The organism is Rhodococcus sp. 077-4 (genome assembly GCF_047782425.1).
Taxonomy (GTDB): Bacteria; Actinomycetota; Actinomycetes; order Mycobacteriales; family Mycobacteriaceae; genus Rhodococcoides.
Genome location: NZ_JAJPWC010000001.1, coordinates 1,142,302 through 1,166,517 on the forward strand (window position 1 = coordinate 1,142,302; position 24,216 = coordinate 1,166,517).

The window sequence follows — 24,216 nt, forward strand, 5'->3', positions numbered from 1 at the left end:
TCACTCGCCGATCGTCGACAGATCGACTCCGTCCACCTCGCTCGGGGGACGCAGTGCGGTGACGGTCGCCCAGTTCCGGGCCAACAGGGAGGCGTCGGAATCGTCGTCCTCGGCTTGGATCTCGTCGAAGCGTACGGTGACGAAATCCTCTCCACGATCACCTATTTCGGCCTGTACCGCCCCGTAGCGGGCCAAGGAGGCCGGCACGATTCCCGCCAACTCCTTGAGCGGAACGTCCGGGATGTTGACGTTGACGACGGCGTCGGACGGGCTGTGCACCATCATCCACGTCACCGCGATGCGGGCCACGTGCTCGGCCGTCGCCCAATGTGTCGGCTCCGGGGCGATCGACGACAGCGCCATCGCGGGAACCCGATGCGTCAGCGCCGTCAGTGCGGCACCGACGGTGCCCGAATGCAGCACGGCCGCACCGGTGTTGGGGCCATGGTTGATCCCGGACAGCACCAGATCCGGCGGGTCGCCGAAAGCTCCGCGGGTGGCGACGAAGGCAATGAGCGCGGGTGATGCGTGCACCGCGTACACCGGAACATCGGGCAGGCCGTCGAGAGCGACGGACTCGAGTCCGAGATGATCGTCGACGCCCATGCCGGTCAGCGACGCACTGGCCCCGCTGCGCTCCTCGTGCGGTGCGGCGACGACGACGTCGAGACCTGCCTCGACGGCCACCCGCGCGAGCAGGGCGATTCCCTCGCTGAACACGCCGTCGTCATTGGTGATCAGAGCCCTCACTTCTTGCCTGCCTTCTTGTACGGACGTACCTCGACCGACTCGGTGAGGCCGAGAACCAGGTCGCGTCGCCCGCTACCGAGGCCGCGGCGCGTGACGTTGGCCGTACCCGCCCCACCACCGAGACGCAACGCCTCGGGGACCGACAACCCCTGGGCGAGCCCGGCCGCGATGCCGGCGCTCATCGAATCGCCTGCTCCGTGGTGATCGACCATGCGCAGCCCGGGCGTGACGATCTCGAGAACATCACCGTCCACCAGAGCCAGGGCAGGATCTCCTGCGCGCGAGATCACGACGACCTCCGCGCCGTCGTCGTGCATCTGTCGCATCGAGTCGATGAGGTGCTCGGGGTCCTCGGACTCGGTCCTGCCGTCGGCGATGAGGTCCTCGTGACTGACCTTGAGCACCGTGAGTCCGCCGGCGAGCGCGGCCAGCATGGTCGGGCCCGACAGGTCGGCCACCACGGTCTTGCCCAGGGCGGTCAGGTCTGCGCAGAGCCGCTCGTACACCTCGGGCGGAACGATGTCGTCTTCGTGCGGGCCGCCGAGAATGGCGACGTCGGTGCGGGCACCGGCGGCAAGGGTGGCGCTGAACAGATCGTCGAGGGCGTGCCGGGCCAGCGGCGGCGGGTCGACGGTGGCGATGATCTCGCGCTCGCCGCTGCGACGATCGTGCACATAGGACCCGCTCTCCTGGCCGATGTCGACGGACACGACCGAGATTCCTTCGCGCTCGATGAGATCGCGCAGGACGTCCCCTATTTCGCCGCCGAACACTCCGGTCAGCGTCACGTCCAGACCCAGCACTGCTGCCATCCGGGCAATCCAGTGGCCCTGACCGCCTGCGTGCACGTGCAGTTCGGTGTTGCCGTTGGGGGCTTTGTCGAGGGTCACTGTCAGCAAGGGTGAGGGGGCGAAGACAAGGGCGCTGAGTTCACTGGATGAGGAAGCCACCGTCTGTGCATGCCCGAAATGTCAGGTCCGAAACGGGCATATCGGAAAAATCGGCTCAGAACCGACGACGCAGGCGCATTCCGATCGGGCGGCCGTCGGGGTCGACGAGCAGTCGGTAGGCGAATGCGGAGAGTCGCTGTTGCCAGAGCGGAGGCACGGTGATCTCGTGTCTGCGCAGGCGGCCGACAGGTCGCGGGCCCGAGGACGGGTTGCGGTGCCAGTTGTCGAGCGCGGTTGCGCTGGCCGAGATGGCGTCGAAGAACTGCTGGGGATCGATCAGGTCGGCGTCGTCGCCGTCGGCGCGGCCGAGGTGCTCGCGAATCAGTTCCAGGCGCAGGTTGCGGGCGTGGGTTCGGGCACCGTCTCCCAGACCCGCGGGATCTCGCGGGTCGCGGGGGTCACGTTCGGAGTCGATGATGGCGGCCGTCAACTCCGAATCATGAGTCCAGGAGCGGCGATTGAAGTTGTCCGAGCCCACTGCTGCCCAGACGTCGTCCATGATGCATACCTTCGAGTGCACGTACACCGGTATGCCACGGTCGTTTTCGATGTCCAGAACCAACACGCGATCGCCGCCGGCGGCGCGGATGACGCCGAGAGCGGCCGAATGGCCCAGCAGCGCAGACGGAATGGTGAGCGCACTGTCGTCGTCGAGGTGCTTGGGAACCACCACCACCAGTCGCAGGTTCGGCTTGCGCCGCAACGCCGCCGCAAAGACCCGCGCCACGTCGACCGACCACAGGTACTGGTCCTCGATGTAGATCAACTCGGAGGCTCGGTCGAGGGCTTTGGCGTACGCGCGCGCCGCGCTGCGCTCGCCCTTGGTGGCGAACGGGTATGCCGGGCGTCGGCGTGGGTAGGTGCGCAGCAGTTGCACCGAGCACGTGCCCTGCGGCGACGGTGGTGCAGCGGCGGGCGGCAGTTCCGACGGCTCGCGTGTCACTCCGCGCAGCATGTCGGGTATTGCATGCCAGGGTAGGCGGGAGAGAGCAGCGGGATCCTCCCAACGCTCGCGGAACACGTCCTCGACGTCCCGCACCGCCGGGCCTTCGAGTTGCACCTGTACGTCGTGCCAGGCCGGGATCTCGCCGTACTCGGGAGGGAACGGACGCGAGACCGGATCGCCGAAATGATCCGCGTCGTCGCGTCGGGCACGCGCCAGATCGATACCACCGACGAACGCGACGTCCACGAGATCCTGGTTGCGGTACCGCACGACGACGAACTTCTGGTGGTGGCTACCGAGCGTCAGCACGCGCTGGTCGAGAATCACCTCGCCGCCGGCCTCCTCGAGCCGCAGCGCGAGCTTACGGTTCTTCGGGCCGGTGAAACCGAGCGTGTCCATGTGCGAGCGCCACACCATGCCCTTCACGACGCCACCGCGGTGCGCGACACCTGCGAGCGCATCCTCGACGGTCACGCCGTCGTCGGTGAGCAGCTGTTCCGGGTCGCCGCGCCAATCGGTGAAGAGCACCAGATCGTCGTGCTCGGTTCGCGCGAGAGCCTGCGCCAGCGCTGCGAAATACGTCCTGCCGTGGACGAGATTCTCGACGCGGTTGCCCTCGGTCCAGGCGGCGATTCGGGTGTCGTCGTTGCCCCGTTCGGGTGCGGTGAGGAACCACGGGTGCGCTGGGTCGAAACGACGCTCGGGAGCTATCAGAGCAGAGGTGGACCGGCCGAACTTCTCGGCAACTCCGTCGACGACGCGCCGGATGCGCTGCACTATCACGCTCGCATCATTTCACCCGGTTTGAAGCGCCGGGAGGGCGGGCACCCGAGCGATATGACTCAGGTACCCAACGTCACGCTCAGAAACGGCAAGCAGATCCCGCAGCTCGGCTTCGGCGTGTTCCAGATCGACCCCGAGGAGACGGCCAAAGCTGTCGAAACGGCCCTCGAGATCGGCTACCGCCACATCGACACCGCCGAGATGTACGGCAACGAGAAGCAGGTCGGCGACGGTATCCGCAACTCCGGCATCGATCGCGAATCGGTGTTCGTCACCAGCAAGCTCAACAACGGCTTTCATCGGCCGGACGATGCGCGCAAGGCGTTCGAGAAGACTCTGACCGATCTCGGCACCGACTACGTGGATCTCTTTCTGATCCACTGGCCTCTACCGACCCGCTACGACGGCGACTTCGTGTCCACGTGGAAGACGTTGGAGGAGTTCGCAGCCGACGGTCGCGCCCGCAATATCGGCGTGTCCAACTTCCAGCCTGCCCACCTGGATCGGTTGGCAGAGGAAACGGACACCGTTCCTGCCGTCAATCAGATCGAGGTGCACCCGTATTTCGTCAACAACGAGGTGTGGGCCTACGGCCGCGAGCACGCCATTCCCACCGAGGCGTGGTCGCCGATCGCCCAGGGCAATGTTCTCGAAGACCCGGAACTGCAGCGAATCGCCGACGCGGCAGGCAAATCCGTCGCTCAGGTTGTGCTGCGGTGGCACATCCAGCGCGGCAACATCATCTTCCCGAAGTCGGTGACGCCCGAGCGCGTCAAGGCCAACTTCGAGATCTTCGACTTCGAGCTCGGCTCCGCCGACGTCGAGGCGATCACCGCGCTCGACAAGGGTGAGGAAGGACGTACCGGACCCGATCCGGACACCTTCGACATGATCCCGGACTGACACGTCCGACAGTGGGCTCGAACGTGATCGCGGCGTTCGAGCCCACTGTCTTGTGTCAGGTCTTCAACGCCGATCCCGTTGCGGCGGTGACCTCTTCGGTGGTCACGCCTGGTGCGAGTTCGACCAGGGCCAGTGTCCCGTCACCCACCACGTCGATGACAGCGAGGTTGGTGATGACGCGATTCACGACGCCTTGTCCGGTCAACGGAAGGGTGCAGGCGTCGAGGATCTTCGGATTGCCATCGCGGTCGGTGTGCTCCATGACGACGATGACGCGTCGCGCACCGTGCACGAGGTCCATCGCACCGCCCATGCCCTTGACCATCTTGCCCGGAACCATCCAGTTGGCGAGGTCGCCGGTGCGTGAGACCTGCATGCCGCCCAGTACGGCGGTGTCGATGTGCCCGCCGCGGATCATGCCGAAGCTCAGTGACGAATCGAAGTACGCGGCACCGAGATTGACGGTGACCGTCTCTTTGCCCGCGTTGATGAGATTGGCGTCGACTTCGTCCTCGGTGGGGTACGGCCCGGTGCCGAGGATGCCGTTCTCGGAGTGCAGGGTGACCTTGACCGCGTCGGTCAGGTAACCCGGGATCAACGTCGGCAGGCCGATGCCGAGGTTGACGTACTCGCCGTCGACCATCTCCGCTGCGGCTCGTTCGGCCATCTGCTCGCGGGTCCACCCTGTGTTCATGCTCGAACTCCTGAAGTGACGGTGCGCTTTTCGATGCGCTTGTCCTGTGGCCCGGTGTGCACGACGCGTTGGACGAACACTCCGGGAAGATGTACGTGGGCGGGATCGATCTCGCCCGGCTCCACGAGATTCTCGACCTGCGCGATGGTGGTCTTGCCTGCCATCGCAGCGAGGGGATTGAAGTTCATCGCAGTCTTGTCGAACACGAGATTCCCTGCGGTATCGCCGATCTCGGCGTGCACCAGAGCAAAGTCCGCGTTGATCGCCTCCTCCAGCACGTACCGCTTGTCGCCGAACACCCGTGTCTCTTTGGGCGGCGACGCGATCGAGACGGATCCGTCGGCGTTGTAGCGCCAAGGCATTCCGCCGTCGGCGATGGGGCTGCCGACTCCTGCGGGGGTGAAGAACGCGGGAATTCCGGTGCCGCCCGCGCGGAGTCGCTCGGCCAGGGTGCCCTGCGGAGTGAGCTCGACCTCGAGCTCCCCGGCGAGATACTGCCGGGCGAATTCCTTGTTCTCACCGACGTACGAGGCGGTGACGCGGCGAATCCGTCCGGCAGCCAACAAGATTCCGAGTCCATAGCCGTCGACGCCGCAGTTGTTGGAAAACACTTCGAGCTCGGTCGCATCGGTGTTCGCAATGGCCTCGACGAGGGCGTCGGGGACGCCGCACAGACCGAAGCCGCCTACTGCGATGGTCGCTCCTCTGCCGATGTCCGCGACCGCGTCGGCGGCCGACGCGTAAATCTTTCCTGTCACTTCCAGCTCCTGATGTGTTCGTTGAGCAAACGTTCGCCTCAGTGAACCTGAGCTGTGGTTTCCGGTGAAGTGAATGCGGGCTTTTGCTCGTTCGATGAACGCTTGGGGGCTTGGCGTCCGCTGAGCGGACGTAGTATGGCGCGGTGACGTCACCGGATGCCAATGCAAGTGTGATCGGGAAGATCTGCTCGTTGCTGCGGGCAGCGGGAGGCGCGGAGCCGTCGGGTGCCTCGACCACGGCGCTCGCACGGACGGCCGACATTGCACGACCGACCGCGCATCGGCTGCTGTCGTCGCTGGCCGAGGAAGGCTTCGTCGACCGCGACTCTGCGTCCGGCCGCTGGTCGTTGGGTCCGGAGATCTACCTACTCGGGTCGATGGCGGCTCTGCGGTACGACATCACGGATCAAGCTCGAAAAGTAGTGCAGGCGTTGGCGACCGAGAGCGGGGAGAGCGCATTCCTCTCGGCCCGGCGAGGAGCGGAGACCGTCTGCTTGCTTCGGGTGGAAGGGAGCTTTCCGCTGCGCTCGCATGTGTTGTACGAGGGCATTCGGCTGCCGCTCGGGGTCGCGTCCGCCGGTCTGGCCATTCTTTCGCACCTGCCCGATCGGGAAGTCGACCAGTACCTCGACGGAGTCGACCTGGTGCCCGAGTGGGGCCCGGATCATTCGGAGGCGGCGATCCGGCATCGCGTCGGACTCACTCGGACAACAGGATTCGCCGTCAACCCGGGATTGCTCGTGGAGGGCAGTTGGGGCCTCGGTGCGGCTGTGTTCGACCGTGCCGGAGGGCCTGCATGGGCGCTGAGCCTGACCGGGGTAGAGACGCGATTTCGGGACGATCGACGCCGAGAGCTGGGCAAGCTGCTGCTCGACGCGGCGCACCGACTCACCGTGCAATTGGGCGAGCGTCCCGGCCTCGACTAGCTGTCGAGTTCTTCGAGAATATCCGCGGCGTCCTGACTGCCTGCGGTGGCCAACCTCCGCAACTCGGTGCGGTCGCCACGTTCACCGGCCAATTCGACAAGAATGTCGACGGCATCGCTGCTGCCGGCATCGGCGAAAGTACGTAGTTCGTCGAGGTCGTTCCGAGAGCCTGCGAGTTCTACCAACTCGTCGACGGCATCCTGATCGCCGCGGGCCGCGCGTGCGCGCAAGTCACGCAATTCCGATGCCGTGGAATTCGATTCGGTCATGAGGTGAAGTGTAGATCCATCATCGAATAACGGCAGGTCAAGTGGCCGTTGGGCGGCTTGTGAAGTTCTTGTCGGTGGGTCGGGATACTCTTCTTTCAGCTCGAACGCATGTTCGGTATCGGGGTTCACCGGGGGGTGGAGAATGAGTGCAGCACCAGCAGTGTCGTTGGCGGCGTTGACCGCTGCCGCACGAGACGAGAACCGGCACGCCGCACGCAAGATTGCTGCCTGCTACGACGTCCACCGCACCTGGATCACCCGCGATATCAAGCACAAGCACTACAGCCGCTACGGGCGCACCGAAATGGCGTTGGCGTTGGGGTGCTCGGCGACGGTTGCCGAATCGTATGTCTCGATCGCCGTCGCCCTGCACACCCGGCTCCCGCTGTTGCGGGCCGCGTTCTCCGCCGGTGAGATCGACCTCGCCCGAGTCCGGACGGCCTGCCGGATCCTCGACAATCTCTCCGACGACCTCGTCGCACGCGTCGAAGCCGAGGTCGTCGACGCCGCCCGCCAGAATTCGCCCGGGCCTTTGGAGAACGCGATCTGGGAGATTCTGGTTCGTGTGGCACCCGAGGAAGCAGCAGCATTGCGGGAGTTCGCGAAGAAATTTCGGACCGTCACCTTTAGTTCCGCCGGTGAGCTCGCCCGCATCCGAGCCGAGTTGACCGCCCCCGAAGCTGCTGCCGCATGGCAGCTTCTCGAAGAAATGGCCGACACCCTCTGCCCGAAAGACCCGCGCGGGAAGAAGGAACGGCTCTGCGATGCGTTCATGGCCCGCATGCACGGCGAATCACGGCTGGTGTGCCAATGCCAGCGCCCCACATGCCCGAAAAAGGATGCGGGTGCGGTGTTGCCGGATCGGCGGGTGCCGCTGACGATGATCACCGTCGACATCGCCACCCTCATCGGATTACTCGCGAACCCGGCGTATCTGGCCGGTCACGGGTCCATCGATCCGGAGTTGGCGCGGGAGTTGGCCCGCACCAGTCAGTGGCAGATCCTGCTCACCGACGCCGTGACCCTCGCCGAATCCCTCGGCCTCGCCCAGCAGAACCCAGAAACAGGTGACTGGGAACGAACCCCGACGAACGACAAGGACATAGCGTCACCGAACGCGGAAACTGAGCCTGCCGCAGAAGCAGCACCGGCAGCCGCAGCCGCAGCGAATTCAGCGACGGACACCGGCACCGCTGCAAACGAGACAGAGCCCGGCGCAAGCACTGACACCGAACCGGCGTCGGAGACCAGGACCGAATCTGGCATAGCCACTGGGACTTCCATCGATACCGACCCCGACACCGACACCGCTACTGTGCCGGGCACGGACCCTCCGTGTGAGCCCGCCAACCGCACCGACACCGAATCGACCACTGCACCATCGCCGGCGACGGTACCGAAACCTACCCCCGGCCGGGGAGCTGATCCCGGCCATGGCTCCAATTCAGCGTCGCCGCATGCAGCATCACCCCGAGGCCCGGTGGGAGCATCCGGTCCGCCAGCAGATCTGAGCCGAGCGTCCGATCCACGCCAAATACACTTTGCTGCAGAACAACCCGAACGATCGAGTACAGGATCGCCGACACCGTCGAGTGGACCAGCACCTGCAACAGACTCCGCGCGGGGAACACACACTGCGTCTGTTCCTCCGCCCGAACCGCGAAAGAAAACACCACCGGAGCCGAACCCGAACCCGGTCGGAGCAGCACCGCAACCCGCCCCAGGTACCGACGGGACGGCAGAACCCAGCGGGGAGGAACACCGACGACGAACTCAGTCGTTGACCTCTGCTGCAGCTCTGTTCTGCACCCACACCCCACTCGGCCGTGGCACACGGCACAGCTCTGCCCTCGACCTGACCGACATCAGACATCCCGCCCGCAACATGAGGGCACTCGACCTACGCTCGACAATCCAGCCGAACAACCGAACCATCCACGCACCCGCCGGCCTCTACCTCGGCAACGCATCCCTCACCGCCGCCCTCGAAGCAGCCATCGCCGCCGACCCCACCCTCGGAAAATCCGTACCCCGCGACCCACTGACCGACCGCGCCCTCATCTACCGACCCGACACCCTCACCACCACCGCCGTCCGGCAACGCGACAGGCACTGCCGCTTCCCCGGCTGCCACCGCCCCGCCGCACGCTGCCAACTCGACCACATCATCGCCTTCGACCACACCAACCCACTCGGCGGAGGCTGGACGACCATCAACAACCTCCAATGCCTGTGCGAGTTCCACCATTCGGTGAAAACCGCCGGCTACTGGACAGCCACCATGCTCCCCGGCGGCGCACTACTATGGACCTCCACCTCGAAAACCACCCGAATCACTCTGCCCGCCAACGGAACAGCCGCACCCATCCTCGGCAACGACCTCAGACCACACATCCCCACAAAACCGAGACGATCCGGCATCATCGCCTACCCCAACCCACCCGACACCGAACAACCCGAGACAAACGACACGACAGCACCGCCGTTTTAGATGCAGCGGTCAATAGTCGAACGCCTCGAACCTGATGTCTTCACCGGCCACCCACTCCGACACTGCGTCGTGCAGAGACGGAACCGCACATACGTAGAACTGTCTTCGTCCAACGCGTCCCACGGCTTTGACGTCGGCGTCGGTCATCCTTCGGGTGTGTGTTCGGGCTCCGAGCTGTTCGAGAGTGCGAAGCCGGGCATGCCCGTCGGTGTCGATCTGTCCGGTAAGGAACACCGTGATTGCCACCCCCCAGCGGCCGACCCGCTCGACGACGTCGACGGCGAGAGCCAGGTCCTCTGCGCGCACACTCCAGAGCAGGGTCAGCGCGAGTCCCGATTCGTGGGCAGCGTGCGCCTGCGCCATGAATGGAGTGATCCCGACCCCTGATGCCACGACCACTACGTCGTCGGTATCGGGCTTCGTGTCGGCGTATCTGGTGTCATCCTCGCCGCCGAAGCCCATGACAGTTGCAGTCAGGTCCGAACCTGGGGTCCATCGCGACAGCAGCCTGGTGACCGGTCCGTGCTCCCGGACGGTTATCTCGAATACGTTGCTGCCCAGTGTATTCGGTTCGCTCGACACTGTGAACGTTCTGATGAAGTCGTCGTTGAGTGAGCGGGGGTCATGATCGCGCATGTGCGACCAGCCGCGATCGAGTCGATCGGAGAAGTCGAGGGTGACGTGTTGCCCTGCGCGCCATTGCACCGGCTTCGACGGCTCGCCCGGAGAAAGCCGGAATGTGTACCGCGATATCGTCGGCGTGATCGGTAGCTTGTGGATCAGCGAGGCAAGCATCCTGTCCGCTGATCTGGGCTGGCGGCCCGAATCGCCGACCTCGCGGGCCAATCTCCGAACCGGAGGGTTGTACGGCGACGGGTCGAGCAGCGTGCCTCTGAACGGGAGGCCGTCCCTCACCAGGCGCACCGCCTCGATTTCGATCCGCACAGCCATATTGCTATGTGGCAGAACAATTTCAGCTGCATCGCCGATCAATACCTCTGCGCGTCCAGTCAGGTAGAGAACGTCGCCGGTGTCGAAATCGGGAAAGGTGACGCCCACTGCCCGGTCGGAGGTGATGTTCCCCAACGTCTGGTAGAGGCGGTTCCCCGAGTACTCCGGGTAGACCAAGGTCACGCCCTCCGCGTCGGAGTTGCTGAAGACCCGGACGAATCCTGGTGCCCCGCCGCGGAGGTTGGTGTCCATGCTGTCGGCACCGTGTCGGCTGGAGATGAAAAACGTGTCGGATCTGTCGATGATGGCGAGGGCCTCGGCCGGTAGCGGGAGTGAATCGGTGATCAGCTGCGGAGAAGATTCGTGGGGTGTTATCGCCCGCTTGTTCAGGTACTTGGGGCAGTTACCGAGGGTTTCGTCGACTGCGACGTCGACCTGGACTTCCACGCGTTCGTTGTTGTCCGAAGTTGTTGTCTTCGTTCGCTTTACCGCCACCACGCCGTCGAGCATCCGTCCTGCGATCTTGACCCTTCCCCTGTGCTCCAGGTCGACGACGAGGCCCGAGACCAAGCGTTCTCGTCCGTTCGTGTTTTCGTGACACAAGAGGCCCTCGAGCACAGGGTCGGTACCCGTCCAATCAGTGCCCTGTTCTGCGGAGCGAGGTTCGAGGTGGGCCGGGAACCTCAACCGCAGAACGCCCGCCGCGGCCGGGGTTGCTGTTCCGGGAGCGCCCCCGAGCAGGGTTGTCCATACGCGATCGTCGACGCCGTTTGTTCCGAGCGCCACGAGTGGGCTCCGACTCATCCAGGATCCGTACGCGGTGGGCAGACCTGGAACGGTGGGGTTGTCCTCGTAGGGCACCTGCAGAAGACGGTGCATCGTCTCTTCCCCTGGATGCCACTGGCTCGGCACATGGTCGTCATCTGTTCGCATGACGTCTGACCCTTCTCGGAAATTGTCGGTCTACATGGCTGTTCGAGGTACCCGGTGGACGCCGGATGCTGCGGACCCGAGACATTGTGCCGCGCTATGGATCCCGGGACGGGCCGGGAGGCTTTCGATCAGGCTGCGTGAGGTGACTCGGAGGATCCGTGCAGGAAGGTGGTGATCAGGGAGGCGACTTCGTCGAGGTGGCTTTCGAGGAGAAAGTGGCCCCCGTCGAGCAGGTGAATTTCCGCGTCGGGAAGATCGCGCAGGAACGCACGGGCACCGTCGGGTCCGAAGATCTCGTCGTTCTCGCCCCAGACGGCGAGGAACGGGGGACGTGAATCGCGAAAGTAACGCTGCACCGCGGGGTACAGGTGGACGTTCGTTGGATATTCGGAGAACAGCTTCAGTTGGATCTCATCGTTGCCGGGACGGGTGAGGAGCGCGTGGTCGTGGATCCAGGCGTCGGGGCTCAGGAGGGTCGGATCGGAGACGCCGTGGGTGTATTGCCATCGGACCGCTTCGAGATCGAGTGCATTGCGCAGCGGCGCAGCGTTTTCCGGCGTGCGGTTCTTCGCGTAGGTCCATAGAGGTGCCCAGAACGAGTCCACGAACCCTTCCTCGTACGCGTTGCCGTTCTGGCTGACGATGGCGGTGATGCGATCGGGATGGCCGAGGGCGAGGCGCCACCCGACGGGTGCGCCGTAGTCCTGGGTGTAGATCGCGTAGCGGTCGAGACCCAGTTGGTCGAGGAGATGGTCGGTGACAGTGGTGAGGGTGTCGAACGTGTAGTCGAAGTCGTCGACGGACGGAGCTGCTGAGTACCCGAAGCCGATGAAGTCGGGCGCGATCACGTGAAAACTCTTGCCCAACAACGGGATGAGGTGGCGGAACATGAAGGAACTGGAGGGTGTTCCGTGAAGCAGCACGATGGTGGGATCGGACGGATTTCCGGCCTCCCGGTAGAAGACGTCGAGTCCGTCGACGGTGATGGTGTGGTGATGAACGGCGACCATGGATAACCCCTATGGGTAGTTGATGTGGTTACCCCATGACAAAACCACGGTAGTAGTAACCTGTCAAGTGCGCTATGATGGTTACATGATCACCGGGGATGCGCGGGCCATCGACGAAGCACTGCTGATCGACCTCCTGAACACCACGCCGGTGGTCGAGGATCAGCCGATGGATCTTCTCGCGGAGGATGCAGACGGTCGAGACTGGCTGAGTGCGCGCGGCGGGACCGGAAGCGCCGAGGAACTTCGGGAGTGCCGCGCTGCGCGTGACGACCTTCAGCGGGTGGTGCGGGGTGCAACAACACCGTCGTCGCTGAGCAGGTATCTGGTTGGCCTCTCGAGGGTGCCGGTGCTGACCGACGACGCCCTCGACTGGGTTCTTCAGGTGGCGGAGGATCGCCGACTGGCCGCACGGATTGTGCTGGTCTGGGCGGAGATTCGTGAGAATTCTCCCGGCGCACTGCGTCCGTGTGCGAATGACGAGTGCCGCTTGTTTCTTCTGGATCGCTCGCGTGCCGGCACCGCGCGGTGGTGCTCGATGGCCACGTGTGGCAACAAGATGAAGGCGCGGCGGCACCGTGCTCGCGCGGGAAGCGACTGACTGTCGCGCTCAGCAGCGTCCACGACGGGGGCAATCACCCTCGTCGTGGACACCCTGCTGGCCGGGTGTATCAGACCAAGTGCTGAATGTGATCGCGCGTGAATTCGATGCGCTCGTCCACGCGGCCGTCGCCCACCTTGTTCACCCACTCGGGATCCGACAGCAGTGCGCGCCCGACGGCCACCAAATCGAATTCGTTGTCCTCGAACTGACCGACCAGCGCATCGAGTCCGGTGACACCCGACGCGGCATCCTCCGACCATGCCGAGGTGAAGACCGAGTCGAGGCCGACCGATCCGACGGTGATGACAGGAACGCCGGTGAGCTTGCGGGTCCACCCGGCCAAACCCAGCTTCCCGTCGCTGCCGTCCAGCTCCGGGAACGCCGGATCCCAGTGGCGACGTGTCGAGGCGTGCAGGACGTCCACTCCGGCGTCGACCAGAGGTGTCAGGACGCGCGAGAGCTCGTCGGGGTTGTCTGCGAGACGGGCATCGAAGTGGTTGCTCTTCCACTGCGAGAAGCGGTACACGATGGCGAAGTCTTCACCCACTGCGGCGCGGATGGCCGCAACGACCTGGGCGGGGAAGCGAGTCCGGGCTTCCAGTGAGCCGCCGAACTCGTCGTCTCGCACATTGGTTGTGGCCCAAAGGAACTCGTCCAGAAGGTAACCGTGGGCCCCGTGCAGCTCGATACCGTCGAAACCGGTGTTCTTCGCGTTGACCGCCGCCTGAACCCACTGCGAGGTGAGTTCGTCGAGGTCGGAGTCGGTGAATGCGCGGCCAACCGAGGAGCCGTCGAGTGCAATTCCCGACGGGCTGACCGTGGTGACGTCCGGGAAGAGGCGAGGCTCGGTTCCTCGCTCGACACCGAGGTGCCACAACTGAGGGATGATCGCGCTGCCTTCGGCGTGCACCGCGTCGACGACGCCTTTCCAGCCCTCGAGGCTGGCATCACCGTAGATCCGCGGGACGCGGGTGTGGGGACCTGCGGCGGGATCGGGGATGTAAGTGCCCTCGGTGATGATGAGGCCGGTGCCACCGGCGGCGCGCTTGCGGTAGTACTCGGCCACATCAGGACCGGGGACGCCGTCGGGTGAGAATGCGCGCGTCATCGGGGCCATCGCGAAGCGATTGCGCAGCTTCAGCGACTTGACCTCGAAAGGCTCGAAGAGCCCGGCGGTGGACAGATGCTGTGTTGTCGATGCAGTTTCGGTCACGCCTGCGCACAACCTGCACCGACACCGAGCTATTCCCGGCACTGGGCTGTTAGCGTCGGAGCCTTATGAGCCCCTCGCCGCTGATTTCAGCCGCCGAACTGCACGATCTCTTCGAGATGGGACGAGGCCCGGTGGTCCTCGATGTCCGGTTCGAGCTCCACACCGGAAGTGACAGAGCCGGTTACGAGGCCGGCCATATTCCGAATGCACAGTTCGTCGACCTCGACACCGAACTTGCCGGCGTCCCGGGCTCGGACGGCCGTCACCCGTTGCCCGACACCGAAACGTTCGTCGCAGCGATGCGAGGTGCCGGGGTGAGTGACGACTCCTCCGTGGTGGTCTACGACGCGGGCCCCGCCACCGCGGCAGCGCGAGCATGGTGGTTGCTGCGCTACAACGGGCACCGCGACGTACGCGTCCTCGACGGTGGCCTCGCCCAATGGACTGCGGCCGGATTCCCGATCGGGACCGAACCGTCGATCGTCGCAGCCGGGTCGTTCACTGCGCGGCCACCCCTCGCGCGGGTTCTCGAGGTCGACGACGTTCTCGAGTTCGCGCAACACAACGTACTGATCGACGCTCGGGCAGCCGAGCGGTTCCGAGGGGAGGTGGAACCGGTGGATCCCGTGGCCGGTCATATCCCCGGCGCAGTCAATCGGCCGACGACCGAGAACGTGGATTCGGACGGACGCTTTCTGGCCCCGGAGGTACTCGATGGCGCATTCGGTGGACTCGTGCCGACGGGGAAGGACGTCGCCGTCTACTGCGGTTCCGGGGTGACCGCGGCACATCAGATTCTGGCGCTCGAATTGTTGGGCATCGATGCTGCCTTGTATCCGGGATCGTGGTCGGGGTGGATCACCGATCCGACGCGCCCGCGAGCGTGACGTAGGCCCCTGACCGGCACGTTCATGTCGGCAGGGTTGAACTTGAATCCAACTTCAACTATACCTTGGGCATGAAGGTTGCAGGCAAAGTTGCCATCGTCACCGGCGGCGGTGGCGGAATCGGCGGGGCCATCGCTGCTCGACTCTCCGAACACGGCGCACGCGCCGTCGTCTCCGACCTCGACGAACGCACGGCTCGATCCGTGGTCGACGCCATCGAACGCGACCGGCCGGGAACTGCGGTCGCCGCGGCGGCCGATGCGTCGAACACCGCAGATATCGAGCGGCTGATAAAGCTGGCCGAGGACTCGTTCGGTCCGGTCGATCTCTACTTCGCCAACGCAGGCATCAGCGGTGCCCCCGGACTCGACGCCGCCGAGAAGGACTGGGATTTCTCGTTCGACGTCAACGTGCGCGCGCACATTCGCGCCGCCCAGCTGTTGGTGCCGGGCTGGCTCGAACGCGGTGAGGGCTACTTCGTCAGCACTGCGTCCGCGGCCGGCTTGCTCACCCAAATCGGTTCGGCGACGTATGCGACAACCAAACACGCGGCGGTCGGATTCGCCGAATGGTTGAACGTCACCTACGGCAATCGTGGCATCCGAGTCAGTTGCCTGTGTCCGATGGGCGTCAACACCAAGCTGCTCTACGAAGGCCGCGAATCCGGAGATGCATTGGGAGCGGCCGCAACTGCGGCGGTGCTCAGTGCCGGTGCCGTACTCGAACCGCTCGATGTCGCCGACGTGGTGCTGGACGCGATGGACCGTGAGCAGTTCCTGATTCTGCCGCACGAGAACGTATTGGACATGTACCGCAACAAGGGTGCCGACTACGACCGGTGGTTGCGCGGCATGCGTCGCTACCAGGACAGCTTGCTCGACAACAACCGTTAGGGGCCCACCGTGGCATTTTTCGAGACCAGCGACCGCGCGAAGAAGTACGAGTCGGATCTGTTGGAGTTCATGGACTCTCACGTCTACCCGGCCGAGGCAGTGTACGAGCAGCAGATGCTCGAATCCGGTGACCCGCACTTCCATCCGCCGATCCTCGAAGATCTGAAGAAGGAAGCGCGCTCGCGCGGATTGTGGAATCTGTTCCACCCACACCAGGAGTGGGGCCCAGGCCTGACCAATCTCGAGTACGCTCCGCTCGCCGAGATCATGGGCCGCAGCCTGCTCGCCCCCGAGGCATGCAACTGCAACGCGCCGGACACCGGCAACATGGAGGTGTTCACTCTCTTCGGCACCGACGAGCACAAAGAAAAATATTTGAAGCCGTTGCTGGACGGCACCATTCGCTCGGCCTTTGCGATGACCGAGCCCGACGTGGCCAGCTCCGACGCCACCAACATCGCGATGAAGATGGATCGTGACGGTGACGACTTCATCTTGAACGGGCGTAAATGGTGGACGTCGAACGCGATGCACAAGAACTGCAAGGTTCTCATCGTCATGGGCAAGACCGATCCGGAGGCTGCTACTCATCGGCAGCAGTCGATGCTCGTCGTGCCCATCGACGCACCCGGTGTCACCGTGCTGCGCAACCTGCCGGTATTCGGCTACATCGACCGCGAGGGCCACGCGGAGGTGCTTTTCGAGGATGTGCGGGTGCCGGCGAAGGACGTGTTGAAGGGGCCGGGTGAGGGTTTCGCCATCAGCCAGGCTCGCCTGGGACCGGGTCGTATCCACCACGCCATGCGCACCATCGGCGTGGCGGAGCGTGCCCTCGAATTGCTGTGTCGCCGTGCGGTATCGCGGGTGACCTTCGGTAAGCCGGTGGCAATGCGCGCAAACATCCAGGACTGGATCGCCGAGGCGCGCATCGAGATCGAGAAGACGCGACTGCTCACGTTCAAGGCCGCTTATTTGATGGACACCGTCGGGAACAAGGAAGCGCGGACCGAGATCGCGGCCATCAAGGTTGCCGCACCCGAGATGGCGCTGAAGATCATCGACCGTGCCATCCAGGTGCACGGCGGCGGTGGCGTGAGCAACGACTTCCCGCTCGCGATGATGTACGCCCACATTCGGACCCTGCGTCTGGCCGATGGTCCCGACGAGGTGCACAAGATGTCGATCGCGAAAATGGAGCTGAAGAAGTACCTCTGAACGTACGTCTATCGACCCGGCTGCCAGGCCGGGTCGCGGCCGATGAAGGCCATCAGCTTGTCCTGCGGGGACGCGTCGTTGCCGACCGGGACAGCGGGCCCGTATTGCCCGCTGTCCCGCAGCATGTGCTCCATCGGACGCATGGCTTCGAGGGCCGCGGAGCAACGTTCGGAACCCAGATCGGGTTCGCGCCCAAGCGCTTTCGCCAGGTCCCAGGAGTGCATCCAGATGTCGGCGGTGTAGAAGACGGCGATTGCCTGATCGACAGGCATCTCGCCGGTGTGCGGGTTCTTCAGAATTCGGCCCGCGGGGTCGTCGAGAATGGCTTGGATCTCGGCGACGTGCTGAGTCCAGGCGGCAACCGGGTCGGCCTCGATGTCGAGAGTCTGGAATTCGATTCCTGCGCCGCCGGCGAGAAAGCCGCGAGACCACTCGATGAGGTGCTTCACGACATCGATTGCGGCCCAGCCTGATACCGGGCTCGGTTTCGACCAATCCTCCGGGGACGCGGACTGCACCAAGGCGGTGAATGCGGCCGCGTCGCGCGCGTGTTGCTGCCCCGGTCCGGCAAGCATCTCGTCGAGCTTGTCGTAGCCCTCCTTCACGCCGATGTCCATTCCACTCGACAGCATGCCGTCACGCGTCGCGAAGTCCGACACCACACTGAGCACTCTGAGCAGCGTGCCACCGCCCTCGCGGTTCTCGAACGTGAGCGTCTCGAGTGCAACCGAATCCGGCTGGCCCTCGTAGGTGAAGGTCCACACGATGCGCTCGTTGTCTCTTACCTCGTGGAAGCTGCCGAAGAAGGAAGCAATTTCCTCACCGTCGCGGTCGTTGGCGAAAGCCCATGCGCCGCCGGTGTGACCGTCCCACTTCAGTATTCGGGTCGTCAACGACCGAGGCCCCACCCACCGGCGATACAGCTCGGGGTCGATGTGAGCGCGAAACACCTGCTCCGGTGCCGCGTCGAACTCTCGGATGATCTCGATCGTGGGGACTTTGTCGTCGGCGAGAATTTCGGTTTCGTACCCGTTCATGACACTTCCTTCGTCTCGGTGGTCTCGTCCTCTGCGATGCTCTCCAGCAGGGCGTCGAGGCGTCCATATCGTTGTTCTGCTTCGTGGCGGTAGCGCTCGATCCATTTCGCCATCAGACCGAATACCTCTGCATCCAGGTGCACTGGACGACGCTGAGCGTCTTTGCTACGAGTGACGAGCCCCGCCTCTTCGAGCACTTTGACGTGTTTGGAGACAGCTTGCAGGCTCATGTCGTACGGCTCGGCCAGTTCGCTGACGTTCGCATCCGCGCCTGCGAGTCGGGCCACCATGTCACGTCGGGTGGGGTCTGCGAGGGCGGCGAACGTCCTGTTCAGTTGCTCCGTGCGGTCGTCCATCGGCTCCTCGATTCGTCGCTGGTAACGAGATTAGGCCGCGCACCCCGCTTAGTCAACCACTTGGTTGAGTAAGGCCGATGTCTTACCCTCGGCGCATGAGTCTCGGTGACGACATGGTGGAGGACGTGCTGGCGCTCGATCTGGGGCATGCAGTGCGGGTCGCGGTCGATGGAGTGACCGCGTCGGGTAAAACCACCTGTGCGCGGTGGCTGGTGGATTCTGTTGTGGCGCAGGGCCGTCCGGCAGTGCAGGTGACCATGGACGGGTTCCATCACCGGCGCGCCCATCGATATCGTCAGGGCCGGACGTCGGCGCTCGGCTACTACCGCGATGCCTACGATTTCGATGCCTTGCTCGAGAACGTGCTGATTCCGTTGGGGCCGCACGGAAGTGGTGCCATCCGCAGTCGCGTCATCGATCTGGCGTCCGATGAGCCGGTACAAGATCCGCCGGAACCGGTGCCTGCCGATGCGATCGTCGTAGTGGATGGGACGTTTCTGCACCGGCCGCCGCTGGCCCAATTCTGGGACTACTCCGTGTTCGTGGACACCCCGATGGATGTGGCGCGCTCCCGTGGGATTGCCAGAGATGCCGACGCGCTCGGTGGCCCGGAGGCTGCGGGAAGAGCTTTCGACCAGCGCTATCACGCAGCGTGCCGCATCTATCTCGACGAGGTGGATCCCCGAACGCTGACAACGCGGGTGCTGCCGGGGATTGACAGTCTGCTGTCAATGGAGGCATGATTGACAGCATCCTGTCAATCGACGTGAGGGCTATCCGAATGACCACCATTGCGCTGTATGCCACCGACACCATGGCCGACTGGGAATACGGGTACCTCACCGCGGGGCTGGCCATGGCCCGCGAGCAGGACGCGAACGCGAACCGATTGATCGTTGCATCCGAGACTGGGGATGCCGTCACGACGATGGGTGGATTGCGCGTCACTCCTGACGTCGCGCTGGCCGATCTTCCGACCCTCGATGCCCTGATTCTGCCCGGAGCAAGCAGTTGGGATTCCGGCCACGACGCAGCGCTCCGGATCGCCGCCGAACTCGTCGCGGCCGGCACTCCGGTCGCTGCGATCTGTGGCGCAACCTACGGGTTGGCCAGGGCCGGACTGCTCGACGACCGGCCGCATACCTCCAATGCCGCCGAGTTCCTCACGCAGGCAGCCGAATACCGCGGAGCAGAGTACTACCGAGAAGACAAGGCAGTGTCCGACGGTACCGTCATCACCGCCGGAGCGACGGCACCGATCGAGTTCGCCAAGTTGGTGTTCGAGCGCCTGAACGTGTTTCCTCAACCCGTCGTCGATGCCTGGTACGGCCTCTACACGACAGGTGAACGCAAGTACTACGACCAGCTGGCGGGTGCATGACGCAACGTAGCCCGGCGGGTGATGCGCTGACCGCTCTTGTCTTGCCCGTCTTCGAGCTCAACGGCGAATTCCTCGCCGCCGCACACGACATCACGGAGCCGACGGGTCTGACACCGGCGTGGTGGCAGGTGCTCGGGGCGACCCTGGACGAGCCGCTGTCGGTCGCCGACATCGCGCGCCGTGTCGGGTTGGGGTTGGCGCGGCAGAGCGTGCAGCGGACGGCAAATCTGTTGGTGGACAAAGGCTGGGCGGTATACGTCGACAACCCCAACCACAAGCGGGCGAAGCTGTTGGAACCGACACCCAAGGGACGCGAGACTGTTGCTGCACTGCGTGACGCGCAACATGCATGGTCCGATGCCGTGGGTGCCGAAGTGGGAGAGGACGAATTGCGTTCTTTCGAGGCAACCCTTGTCAAGATCCTCGCAGCGTCCCGGGACTACCGCGGGAGCAGTGCATAATTCGGCAATGGCTGTGCTCGCAATACTGTTCTCCGGACTTCTGGCTGGATTGCTGTCGCAATCCGACGGGATCGACATGTTCGGTGACACCAGCTTTGGCGGGGTGCTGTTCTCCAGCGGCGGCGGGGGAGTAGCACTCGCGGTGATTCTCGCGTCTGGTCTGGCGATGGTTGTTCGTCGACGCATCGTGCTGGCGGGTCTATCCATCGCTGCGGCAGTCGTCATCGGGAGCTCGGCACTGTTGTTCTCGTCCGACTTCGGCGAGGTGATGGCAGGCGGCGTCCTGTTGGGATGCGGTGCAGTACAGGCGAATCGCGAACGACTTCGTCAGGCGCTGCTTGCCGCGTCATTTCTTCTCGGACTGCTCAGCGCAGGCGCGGTCGAGGCTCTGCAGTACTCAGGCATTCCGCGGCGTTACGCTGACTACCTCACCGAATCCGATATGGGCACACCGGTGGTCGTGCCGGCGCTCTGCGTACTGACAGTGCTGACGGTGGCCTGGGCAGCTCGTATCGACCTCGGTGACGACAATTCGTCACCCGAACGGAGCATCCGCACAGTCGCGGCAATACTGCTGGTATCGATCGGTGGCCTTGCGCTGGCCGTACTGTTCGGACACAGCATGTTCGAGAGCGAGTACGGTCTCGTGGGGAACTGGTACTTCGGAATCCTCGTCGTACCCTTGCTGTTCGCGGCCGCTGCTCTGCTGCCAGGGCGAGGCGGCATCATGATTCTCGCCGGGAGCGCTGTGTTGCTCACCTCGACCACCACGTCGGGGGTGGGTATCAGTGTCTCGGCCTGGGTCTGGACACTGGGGCTGGTGGCTGTCACCGCGATCTCGGTGGCGGCAGGCACGGCCCTCGGATTGCGTTGGGGGCGTCCGCTGATCGGAGTTGCAGTTCTGGCGGTGGTCTGTGTGACGGCCCTGTTCGAGCAGCCCCCGCTGGACAACGTTCACTACGTGGCGAGTCTGATCGTCTTTCCGGCCGCCGCGGCCTACCTGTACGTGGCGTGCACACCGGTCGACCCCGCGCCGGCGACGCTCGGACTCGCAGTGCCGGTGGCGATCACGGTGCCGATGGTCGTCACCTATGGTTGGACGGCGTACACGCCGCTCACGTCCGTCATGCACAGCACGACGTGGCCCAGCACCGAGCTGTGGTTCTCGACGGGCGCAGCAGTTGTGACGGTGGTCCTCGCAAGCGTCGGGATGCGGTTCCTCGGTCGTCGACCGCTACTGAATTGATCACCGGAGTACCGTTTTCATCATGGCTTACAGATACCTCGGAAACAGTGGACTGAAGATCTCGGAGATCACCTACGGCAACTGGTTGACGCACGGTTCGCAGGTGGAGAACGACATCGCCACCCAGTGTGTACGCGCTGCTCTCGATGCAGGCATCACCACGTTCGACACCGCCGACGTCTACGCAAACGGAGCTGCCGAAACTGTCCTCGGTGACGCCCTGAAAGGGGAGCGTCGGGAATCACTGGAGATTTTCACCAAGGTCTATTTTCCCGTCGGACCCAAGGGCCCCAACGACACCGGACTCTCGCGTAAGCACATCCTCGAGGGCATCGACGCGTCGCTGCGTCGGCTCGGTACCGATTACGTCGACCTCTACCAGGCGCATCGCTACGACGTCGAAACTCCGCTCGAGGAGACCATCGCCGCATTCGGTGACGTCGTCCGCCAGGGCAAGGCGCTCTACATCGGCGTCTCGGAATGGACGGCCGATCAGTTGCGGGCCGGGCAGGAACTCGCCCGCCAGAACGGCTTCTCGATCATCTCGAACCAGCCGCAGTACTCGGCGTTGTGGCGCGTCATCGAGGATCAGGTGATCCCGACGTCGAAGGAACTGGGCATCTCGCAGATCGTCTGGTCGCCCATCGCGCAGGGCGTGCTCACCGGCAAGTACCTCCCCGGCCAACCCTTGCCCGACGGCTCTCGAGCCAAGGACGACAAGGGCGGCGACAAGATGATCGCGCGCTACCTCGACGATCAAACGCTCACCCGGGTGCAGCAATTGAAGCCGATCGCAGACGACCTGGGAATCACCATGGCGCAGTTGGCCGTTGCGTGGGTGTTGGCCAACGACAACATCGCGGCAGCTCTCGTCGGAGCCTCGCGTCCGGAGCAGATCGCCGAGAACATCAAGGCCTCCGAGGTCACTCTCGAAGCCGACGTACTCGCCAAGATCGACGAGGCCCTCGGTGATTCGGTCGAGCGCGACGCGGGCAAGACGGGTTCGCCGGAGGCACGTCTGGTCTGACCGCCTGCTCGCATCGGTCCGACTCGAACAGGGTAGTAAGGACGTATGGACACGATCACCGTCGATACACCTCAGGGCCAGGTTCGCGGTCGGGCCGACGCGGGCATCACCTCGTTCCGCGGAGTGCCGTACGCCGAGGCCCCGTTCGGACCCCGTCGATTTCAGGCACCCTCGCAACCGCCCACGTGGGATGGAGTGCGCGACGCGCTCGAACTGGGTGCGACCGTTCCCAAGGTGGGTTATCGGCCGCCGACCAGCGAGATCCTCAGCGAGCCGGTGGTAGCCGGTGAGGACTGCCTGAACGTCAACGTCTTCACCCCCGATGTCGGTGGATCGGCTCCGGTGTTCGTCTGGATCCACGGCGGCGCATTCGTCAACGGCAGCAACGCCATTCCCACGTACGACGGTTCCGCCTTCGCACGAGATGGCGTCGTTGCCGTGGTGATCAACTACCGACTCGGAGTCGACGGTTTCGCGCTGATCGACGGTGCCCCGGCCAACCGCGGGATGCTGGATCAGGTCGCAGCGCTCGAATGGGTACGCGACCACATCGCCTCCTACGGCGGCGACCCGGCGCGAGTGACCATCGCGGGGGAATCGGCCGGCGCGATGAGCGTCGGCACCCTGATGTCGATGCCCAGCGCCGACGGTCTCTTCCAGCGGGCGATTCTGCAGAGCGGAGCCGGGCACCACGTCATCACCGCCGAGACCGCCGCGAAGGTCTCCGCGGCGCTGGCGTCCACGCTCGGCGTCGACGCTTCGGTCGACGGCCTGGGTTCGGTTCCGGTGGATGCGTTGGTGGACGCCCAACGCGAACTGTCCGATCGGATCACGGCCGAGGCCCCGACCGGCGCATGGGGAGAGCTGGCCCTGAACGTGATGGCCTTCGAGCCGTACATCGACGGCGATGTGGTTCCGGCGCTTCCCTTTTCGCGCATCGGTGACGGCGCGAGCGCCCAGGTGGATGTGCTGATCGGAACGACCAGCGAAGAGCATGCATTCTTCATCGTCCCGGCCGGGCTGGTGCCGCATATCACCGAGGACTACGTGAAGATGGTCCTCGCCGGGTATCGGGCCGATCCGTCGGCGCTGGACCGGTACCGCGAACAGCTGCCCGACGCCTCGGCGGGCGAGCTGATGATCGCCGTCATGACCGACTGGTTCTTCCGCATCCCGGCCACACGTCTGATCGAGGCCCGCTCGGGTAACGCATTCGTGTACGAATTCACCTGGCGGTCATCGCTGTTCGACGGCGCCCTCGGAGCCTGTCATGCACTGGAGATCCCGTTCGTGTTCGACATGCTGCACAAGCCCGAGGCCGCGCGCATCACGGGGCCGAACCCGCCCCAACAGGTTGCCGACGAGATGCACCGTGCCTGGGTCGATTTCGTGCGCGACGGCTCTCCCGGCTGGAACCGGTACGGAGCGGACCGTGCCGTGATGATGTTCGGTGACGAGCCCGGCGTCGTCCTCGACCCGAGGCCGGCAACACGAGCGGTGTGGGACGGGGTGCGCTGAGCGGCTGCGCCGCA

The 24,216-nt window shown here is 64.5% G+C and carries 24 protein-coding genes; 13 read left to right on the plus strand and 11 right to left on the minus strand.

Annotation, left to right across the window (positions count from 1 at the left end):
* From surE to ACNEOT_RS05555, 3 genes are all read right to left on the minus strand, one after another.
* The gene (gene surE, locus ACNEOT_RS05545) at positions 1-750 is read right to left on the minus strand and encodes a 5'/3'-nucleotidase SurE (RefSeq protein ID WP_415972791.1); all 750 of its coding nucleotides are present in this window, start codon (positions 748-750) and stop codon (positions 1-3) included.
* Entirely contained in the window at positions 747-1,640 is an 894-nt protein-coding gene (locus ACNEOT_RS05550) for a 1-phosphofructokinase family hexose kinase (RefSeq protein WP_415972793.1), read from the minus strand. Before ACNEOT_RS05550 ends, surE begins: the two co-directional genes overlap by 4 nt.
* A gap of 115 nt (positions 1,641-1,755) precedes the next feature.
* Complete coding sequence (locus tag ACNEOT_RS05555) at positions 1,756-3,429, minus strand: phospholipase D family protein (protein WP_415972795.1); 1,674 nt, start codon at positions 3,427-3,429, stop codon at positions 1,756-1,758.
* 54 nt (positions 3,430-3,483) lie between these two features.
* Between ACNEOT_RS05555 and ACNEOT_RS05560 the strand changes: the two genes are divergently transcribed.
* On the plus strand, positions 3,484-4,332 hold the full coding sequence (locus ACNEOT_RS05560) for an aldo/keto reductase (protein WP_415972797.1): 849 nt from the start codon (positions 3,484-3,486) through the stop codon (positions 4,330-4,332).
* A gap of 55 nt (positions 4,333-4,387) precedes the next feature.
* On the opposite strand, the gene ACNEOT_RS05565 is transcribed toward ACNEOT_RS05560, so the two are convergent.
* Positions 4,388-5,026, minus strand: a complete 639-nt coding sequence (locus ACNEOT_RS05565; protein ID WP_415972799.1) for a 3-oxoacid CoA-transferase subunit B — start codon at positions 5,024-5,026, stop codon at positions 4,388-4,390.
* Complete coding sequence (locus tag ACNEOT_RS05570) at positions 5,023-5,784, minus strand: CoA transferase subunit A (protein ID WP_415972801.1); 762 nt, start codon at positions 5,782-5,784, stop codon at positions 5,023-5,025. The genes ACNEOT_RS05565 and ACNEOT_RS05570 overlap by 4 nt, the downstream gene beginning before the upstream one ends.
* Before the next feature lie 143 nt (positions 5,785-5,927).
* Between ACNEOT_RS05570 and ACNEOT_RS05575 the strand changes: the two genes are divergently transcribed.
* Positions 5,928-6,710 carry an IclR family transcriptional regulator gene (locus tag ACNEOT_RS05575; protein ID WP_415972803.1) on the plus strand — a complete coding sequence of 261 codons (783 nt, stop codon included), beginning with the start codon at positions 5,928-5,930 and terminating at the stop codon, positions 6,708-6,710.
* Here the strand turns inward: ACNEOT_RS05575 and ACNEOT_RS05580 are convergent.
* Entirely contained in the window at positions 6,707-6,979 is a 273-nt protein-coding gene (locus ACNEOT_RS05580; RefSeq protein WP_415972805.1) for a hypothetical protein, read from the minus strand. The genes ACNEOT_RS05575 and ACNEOT_RS05580 overlap by 4 nt on opposite strands.
* 142 nt (positions 6,980-7,121) lie before the next feature.
* On the opposite strand from ACNEOT_RS05580, the gene ACNEOT_RS05585 reads away from it, so the two are divergent.
* Complete coding sequence (locus ACNEOT_RS05585; protein ID WP_415972806.1) at positions 7,122-9,470, plus strand: DUF222 domain-containing protein; 2,349 nt, start codon at positions 7,122-7,124, stop codon at positions 9,468-9,470.
* A gap of 9 nt (positions 9,471-9,479) precedes the next feature.
* Here the strand turns inward: ACNEOT_RS05585 and ACNEOT_RS05590 are convergent, their stop codons facing one another.
* Positions 9,480-11,300 (minus strand): pyridoxamine 5'-phosphate oxidase family protein, encoded by a 1,821-nt coding sequence (locus ACNEOT_RS05590; RefSeq protein ID WP_415972808.1) that lies wholly within the window; start codon positions 11,298-11,300, stop codon positions 9,480-9,482.
* Positions 11,301-11,482: 182 nt separating this feature from the next.
* The gene (locus tag ACNEOT_RS05595; protein WP_415972810.1) at positions 11,483-12,364 is read right to left on the minus strand and encodes an alpha/beta fold hydrolase; all 882 of its coding nucleotides are present in this window, start codon (positions 12,362-12,364) and stop codon (positions 11,483-11,485) included.
* 85 nt (positions 12,365-12,449) lie between these two features.
* Here ACNEOT_RS05595 and ACNEOT_RS05600 point away from each other — a divergent pair, with 85 nt between their 5' ends.
* Positions 12,450-12,965 (plus strand): CGNR zinc finger domain-containing protein, encoded by a 516-nt coding sequence (locus ACNEOT_RS05600; protein WP_415972812.1) that lies wholly within the window; start codon positions 12,450-12,452, stop codon positions 12,963-12,965.
* Positions 12,966-13,035: 70 nt separating this feature from the next.
* Here the strand turns inward: ACNEOT_RS05600 and ACNEOT_RS05605 are convergent, their stop codons facing one another.
* The gene (locus ACNEOT_RS05605; RefSeq protein ID WP_415972813.1) at positions 13,036-14,181 is read right to left on the minus strand and encodes an NADH:flavin oxidoreductase; all 1,146 of its coding nucleotides are present in this window, start codon (positions 14,179-14,181) and stop codon (positions 13,036-13,038) included.
* 65 nt (positions 14,182-14,246) lie between these two features.
* On the opposite strand from ACNEOT_RS05605, the gene ACNEOT_RS05610 reads away from it, so the two are divergent.
* The 3 genes from ACNEOT_RS05610 to ACNEOT_RS05620 all read left to right on the plus strand — a co-directional run bounded on the left by ACNEOT_RS05610 (position 14,247) and on the right by ACNEOT_RS05620 (position 17,176).
* Complete coding sequence (locus ACNEOT_RS05610; RefSeq protein ID WP_415972815.1) at positions 14,247-15,068, plus strand: sulfurtransferase; 822 nt, start codon at positions 14,247-14,249, stop codon at positions 15,066-15,068.
* 71 nt (positions 15,069-15,139) lie between these two features.
* Entirely contained in the window at positions 15,140-15,961 is an 822-nt protein-coding gene (locus tag ACNEOT_RS05615) for an SDR family oxidoreductase (protein WP_415972816.1), read from the plus strand.
* A 69-nt stretch (positions 15,962-16,030) separates the two neighbouring features.
* A complete protein-coding gene (locus ACNEOT_RS05620; protein ID WP_415973663.1) occupies positions 16,031-17,176 on the plus strand; it encodes an acyl-CoA dehydrogenase family protein in 1,146 nt (381 codons plus the stop codon).
* Positions 17,177-17,184: 8 nt separating this feature from the next.
* Here ACNEOT_RS05620 and ACNEOT_RS05625 read toward each other — a convergent pair whose 3' ends face one another.
* On the minus strand, positions 17,185-18,213 hold the full coding sequence (locus ACNEOT_RS05625) for a TIGR03086 family metal-binding protein (RefSeq protein WP_415972818.1): 1,029 nt from the start codon (positions 18,211-18,213) through the stop codon (positions 17,185-17,187).
* Positions 18,210-18,569: an ArsR/SmtB family transcription factor gene (locus ACNEOT_RS05630; RefSeq protein WP_415972820.1), complete on the minus strand. Its 360-nt coding sequence runs from the start codon at positions 18,567-18,569 to the stop codon at positions 18,210-18,212. Before ACNEOT_RS05630 ends, ACNEOT_RS05625 begins: the two co-directional genes overlap by 4 nt.
* A gap of 95 nt (positions 18,570-18,664) precedes the next feature.
* On the opposite strand from ACNEOT_RS05630, the gene ACNEOT_RS05635 reads away from it, so the two are divergent.
* Genes ACNEOT_RS05635 through ACNEOT_RS05660 form a run of 6 tightly spaced genes read left to right on the plus strand, consistent with a single transcriptional unit; the run spans position 18,665 to position 24,202 of the window.
* On the plus strand, positions 18,665-19,312 hold the full coding sequence (locus ACNEOT_RS05635) for a hypothetical protein (protein ID WP_415972822.1): 648 nt from the start codon (positions 18,665-18,667) through the stop codon (positions 19,310-19,312).
* Positions 19,309-19,950, plus strand: a complete 642-nt coding sequence (locus ACNEOT_RS05640) for a DJ-1/PfpI family protein (protein WP_415972823.1) — start codon at positions 19,309-19,311, stop codon at positions 19,948-19,950. The genes ACNEOT_RS05635 and ACNEOT_RS05640 overlap by 4 nt, the downstream gene beginning before the upstream one ends.
* On the plus strand, positions 19,947-20,411 hold the full coding sequence (locus ACNEOT_RS05645) for a MarR family winged helix-turn-helix transcriptional regulator (protein ID WP_415972824.1): 465 nt from the start codon (positions 19,947-19,949) through the stop codon (positions 20,409-20,411). The genes ACNEOT_RS05640 and ACNEOT_RS05645 overlap by 4 nt, the downstream gene beginning before the upstream one ends.
* 7 nt (positions 20,412-20,418) lie before the next feature.
* Positions 20,419-21,657, plus strand: a complete 1,239-nt coding sequence (locus tag ACNEOT_RS05650; RefSeq protein WP_415972826.1) for a hypothetical protein — start codon at positions 20,419-20,421, stop codon at positions 21,655-21,657.
* A gap of 22 nt (positions 21,658-21,679) precedes the next feature.
* A complete protein-coding gene (locus ACNEOT_RS05655; protein ID WP_415972828.1) occupies positions 21,680-22,684 on the plus strand; it encodes an aldo/keto reductase family protein in 1,005 nt (334 codons plus the stop codon).
* A gap of 45 nt (positions 22,685-22,729) precedes the next feature.
* A complete protein-coding gene (locus tag ACNEOT_RS05660) occupies positions 22,730-24,202 on the plus strand; it encodes a carboxylesterase/lipase family protein (RefSeq protein ID WP_415972830.1) in 1,473 nt (490 codons plus the stop codon).
* Positions 24,203-24,216: the final 14 nt, after the last annotated feature.

Excerpts from the sequence above, each read along its gene's own strand:
- ACNEOT_RS05630 (WP_415972820.1), bottom strand. The coding sequence starts at position 18,569 with ATGGACGACCGCACGGAGCAACTGAACAGGACGTTCGCCGCCCTCGCA.
- ACNEOT_RS05610 (WP_415972815.1), top strand. The coding sequence starts at position 14,247 with ATGAGCCCCTCGCCGCTGATTTCAGCCGCCGAACTGCACGATCTCTTC.
- ACNEOT_RS05590 (WP_415972808.1), bottom strand. The coding sequence starts at position 11,300 with ATGCACCGTCTTCTGCAGGTGCCCTACGAGGACAACCCCACCGTTCCA.
- ACNEOT_RS05650 (WP_415972826.1), top strand. The coding sequence starts at position 20,419 with ATGGCTGTGCTCGCAATACTGTTCTCCGGACTTCTGGCTGGATTGCTG.
- ACNEOT_RS05620 (WP_415973663.1), top strand. The coding sequence starts at position 16,031 with ATGGACTCTCACGTCTACCCGGCCGAGGCAGTGTACGAGCAGCAGATG.
- ACNEOT_RS05565 (WP_415972799.1), bottom strand. The coding sequence starts at position 5,026 with ATGAACACAGGGTGGACCCGCGAGCAGATGGCCGAACGAGCCGCAGCG.
- ACNEOT_RS05600 (WP_415972812.1), top strand. The coding sequence starts at position 12,450 with ATGATCACCGGGGATGCGCGGGCCATCGACGAAGCACTGCTGATCGAC.
- ACNEOT_RS05560 (WP_415972797.1), top strand. The coding sequence starts at position 3,484 with ATGACTCAGGTACCCAACGTCACGCTCAGAAACGGCAAGCAGATCCCG.
- ACNEOT_RS05595 (WP_415972810.1), bottom strand. The coding sequence starts at position 12,364 with ATGGTCGCCGTTCATCACCACACCATCACCGTCGACGGACTCGACGTC.
- ACNEOT_RS05660 (WP_415972830.1), top strand. The coding sequence starts at position 22,730 with ATGGACACGATCACCGTCGATACACCTCAGGGCCAGGTTCGCGGTCGG.
- ACNEOT_RS05625 (WP_415972818.1), bottom strand. The coding sequence starts at position 18,213 with ATGAACGGGTACGAAACCGAAATTCTCGCCGACGACAAAGTCCCCACG.
- ACNEOT_RS05655 (WP_415972828.1), top strand. The coding sequence starts at position 21,680 with ATGGCTTACAGATACCTCGGAAACAGTGGACTGAAGATCTCGGAGATC.
- ACNEOT_RS05585 (WP_415972806.1), top strand. The coding sequence starts at position 7,122 with ATGAGTGCAGCACCAGCAGTGTCGTTGGCGGCGTTGACCGCTGCCGCA.
- ACNEOT_RS05645 (WP_415972824.1), top strand. The coding sequence starts at position 19,947 with ATGACGCAACGTAGCCCGGCGGGTGATGCGCTGACCGCTCTTGTCTTG.
- ACNEOT_RS05580 (WP_415972805.1), bottom strand. The coding sequence starts at position 6,979 with ATGACCGAATCGAATTCCACGGCATCGGAATTGCGTGACTTGCGCGCA.
- ACNEOT_RS05640 (WP_415972823.1), top strand. The coding sequence starts at position 19,309 with ATGATTGACAGCATCCTGTCAATCGACGTGAGGGCTATCCGAATGACC.
- ACNEOT_RS05615 (WP_415972816.1), top strand. The coding sequence starts at position 15,140 with ATGAAGGTTGCAGGCAAAGTTGCCATCGTCACCGGCGGCGGTGGCGGA.
- ACNEOT_RS05635 (WP_415972822.1), top strand. The coding sequence starts at position 18,665 with ATGAGTCTCGGTGACGACATGGTGGAGGACGTGCTGGCGCTCGATCTG.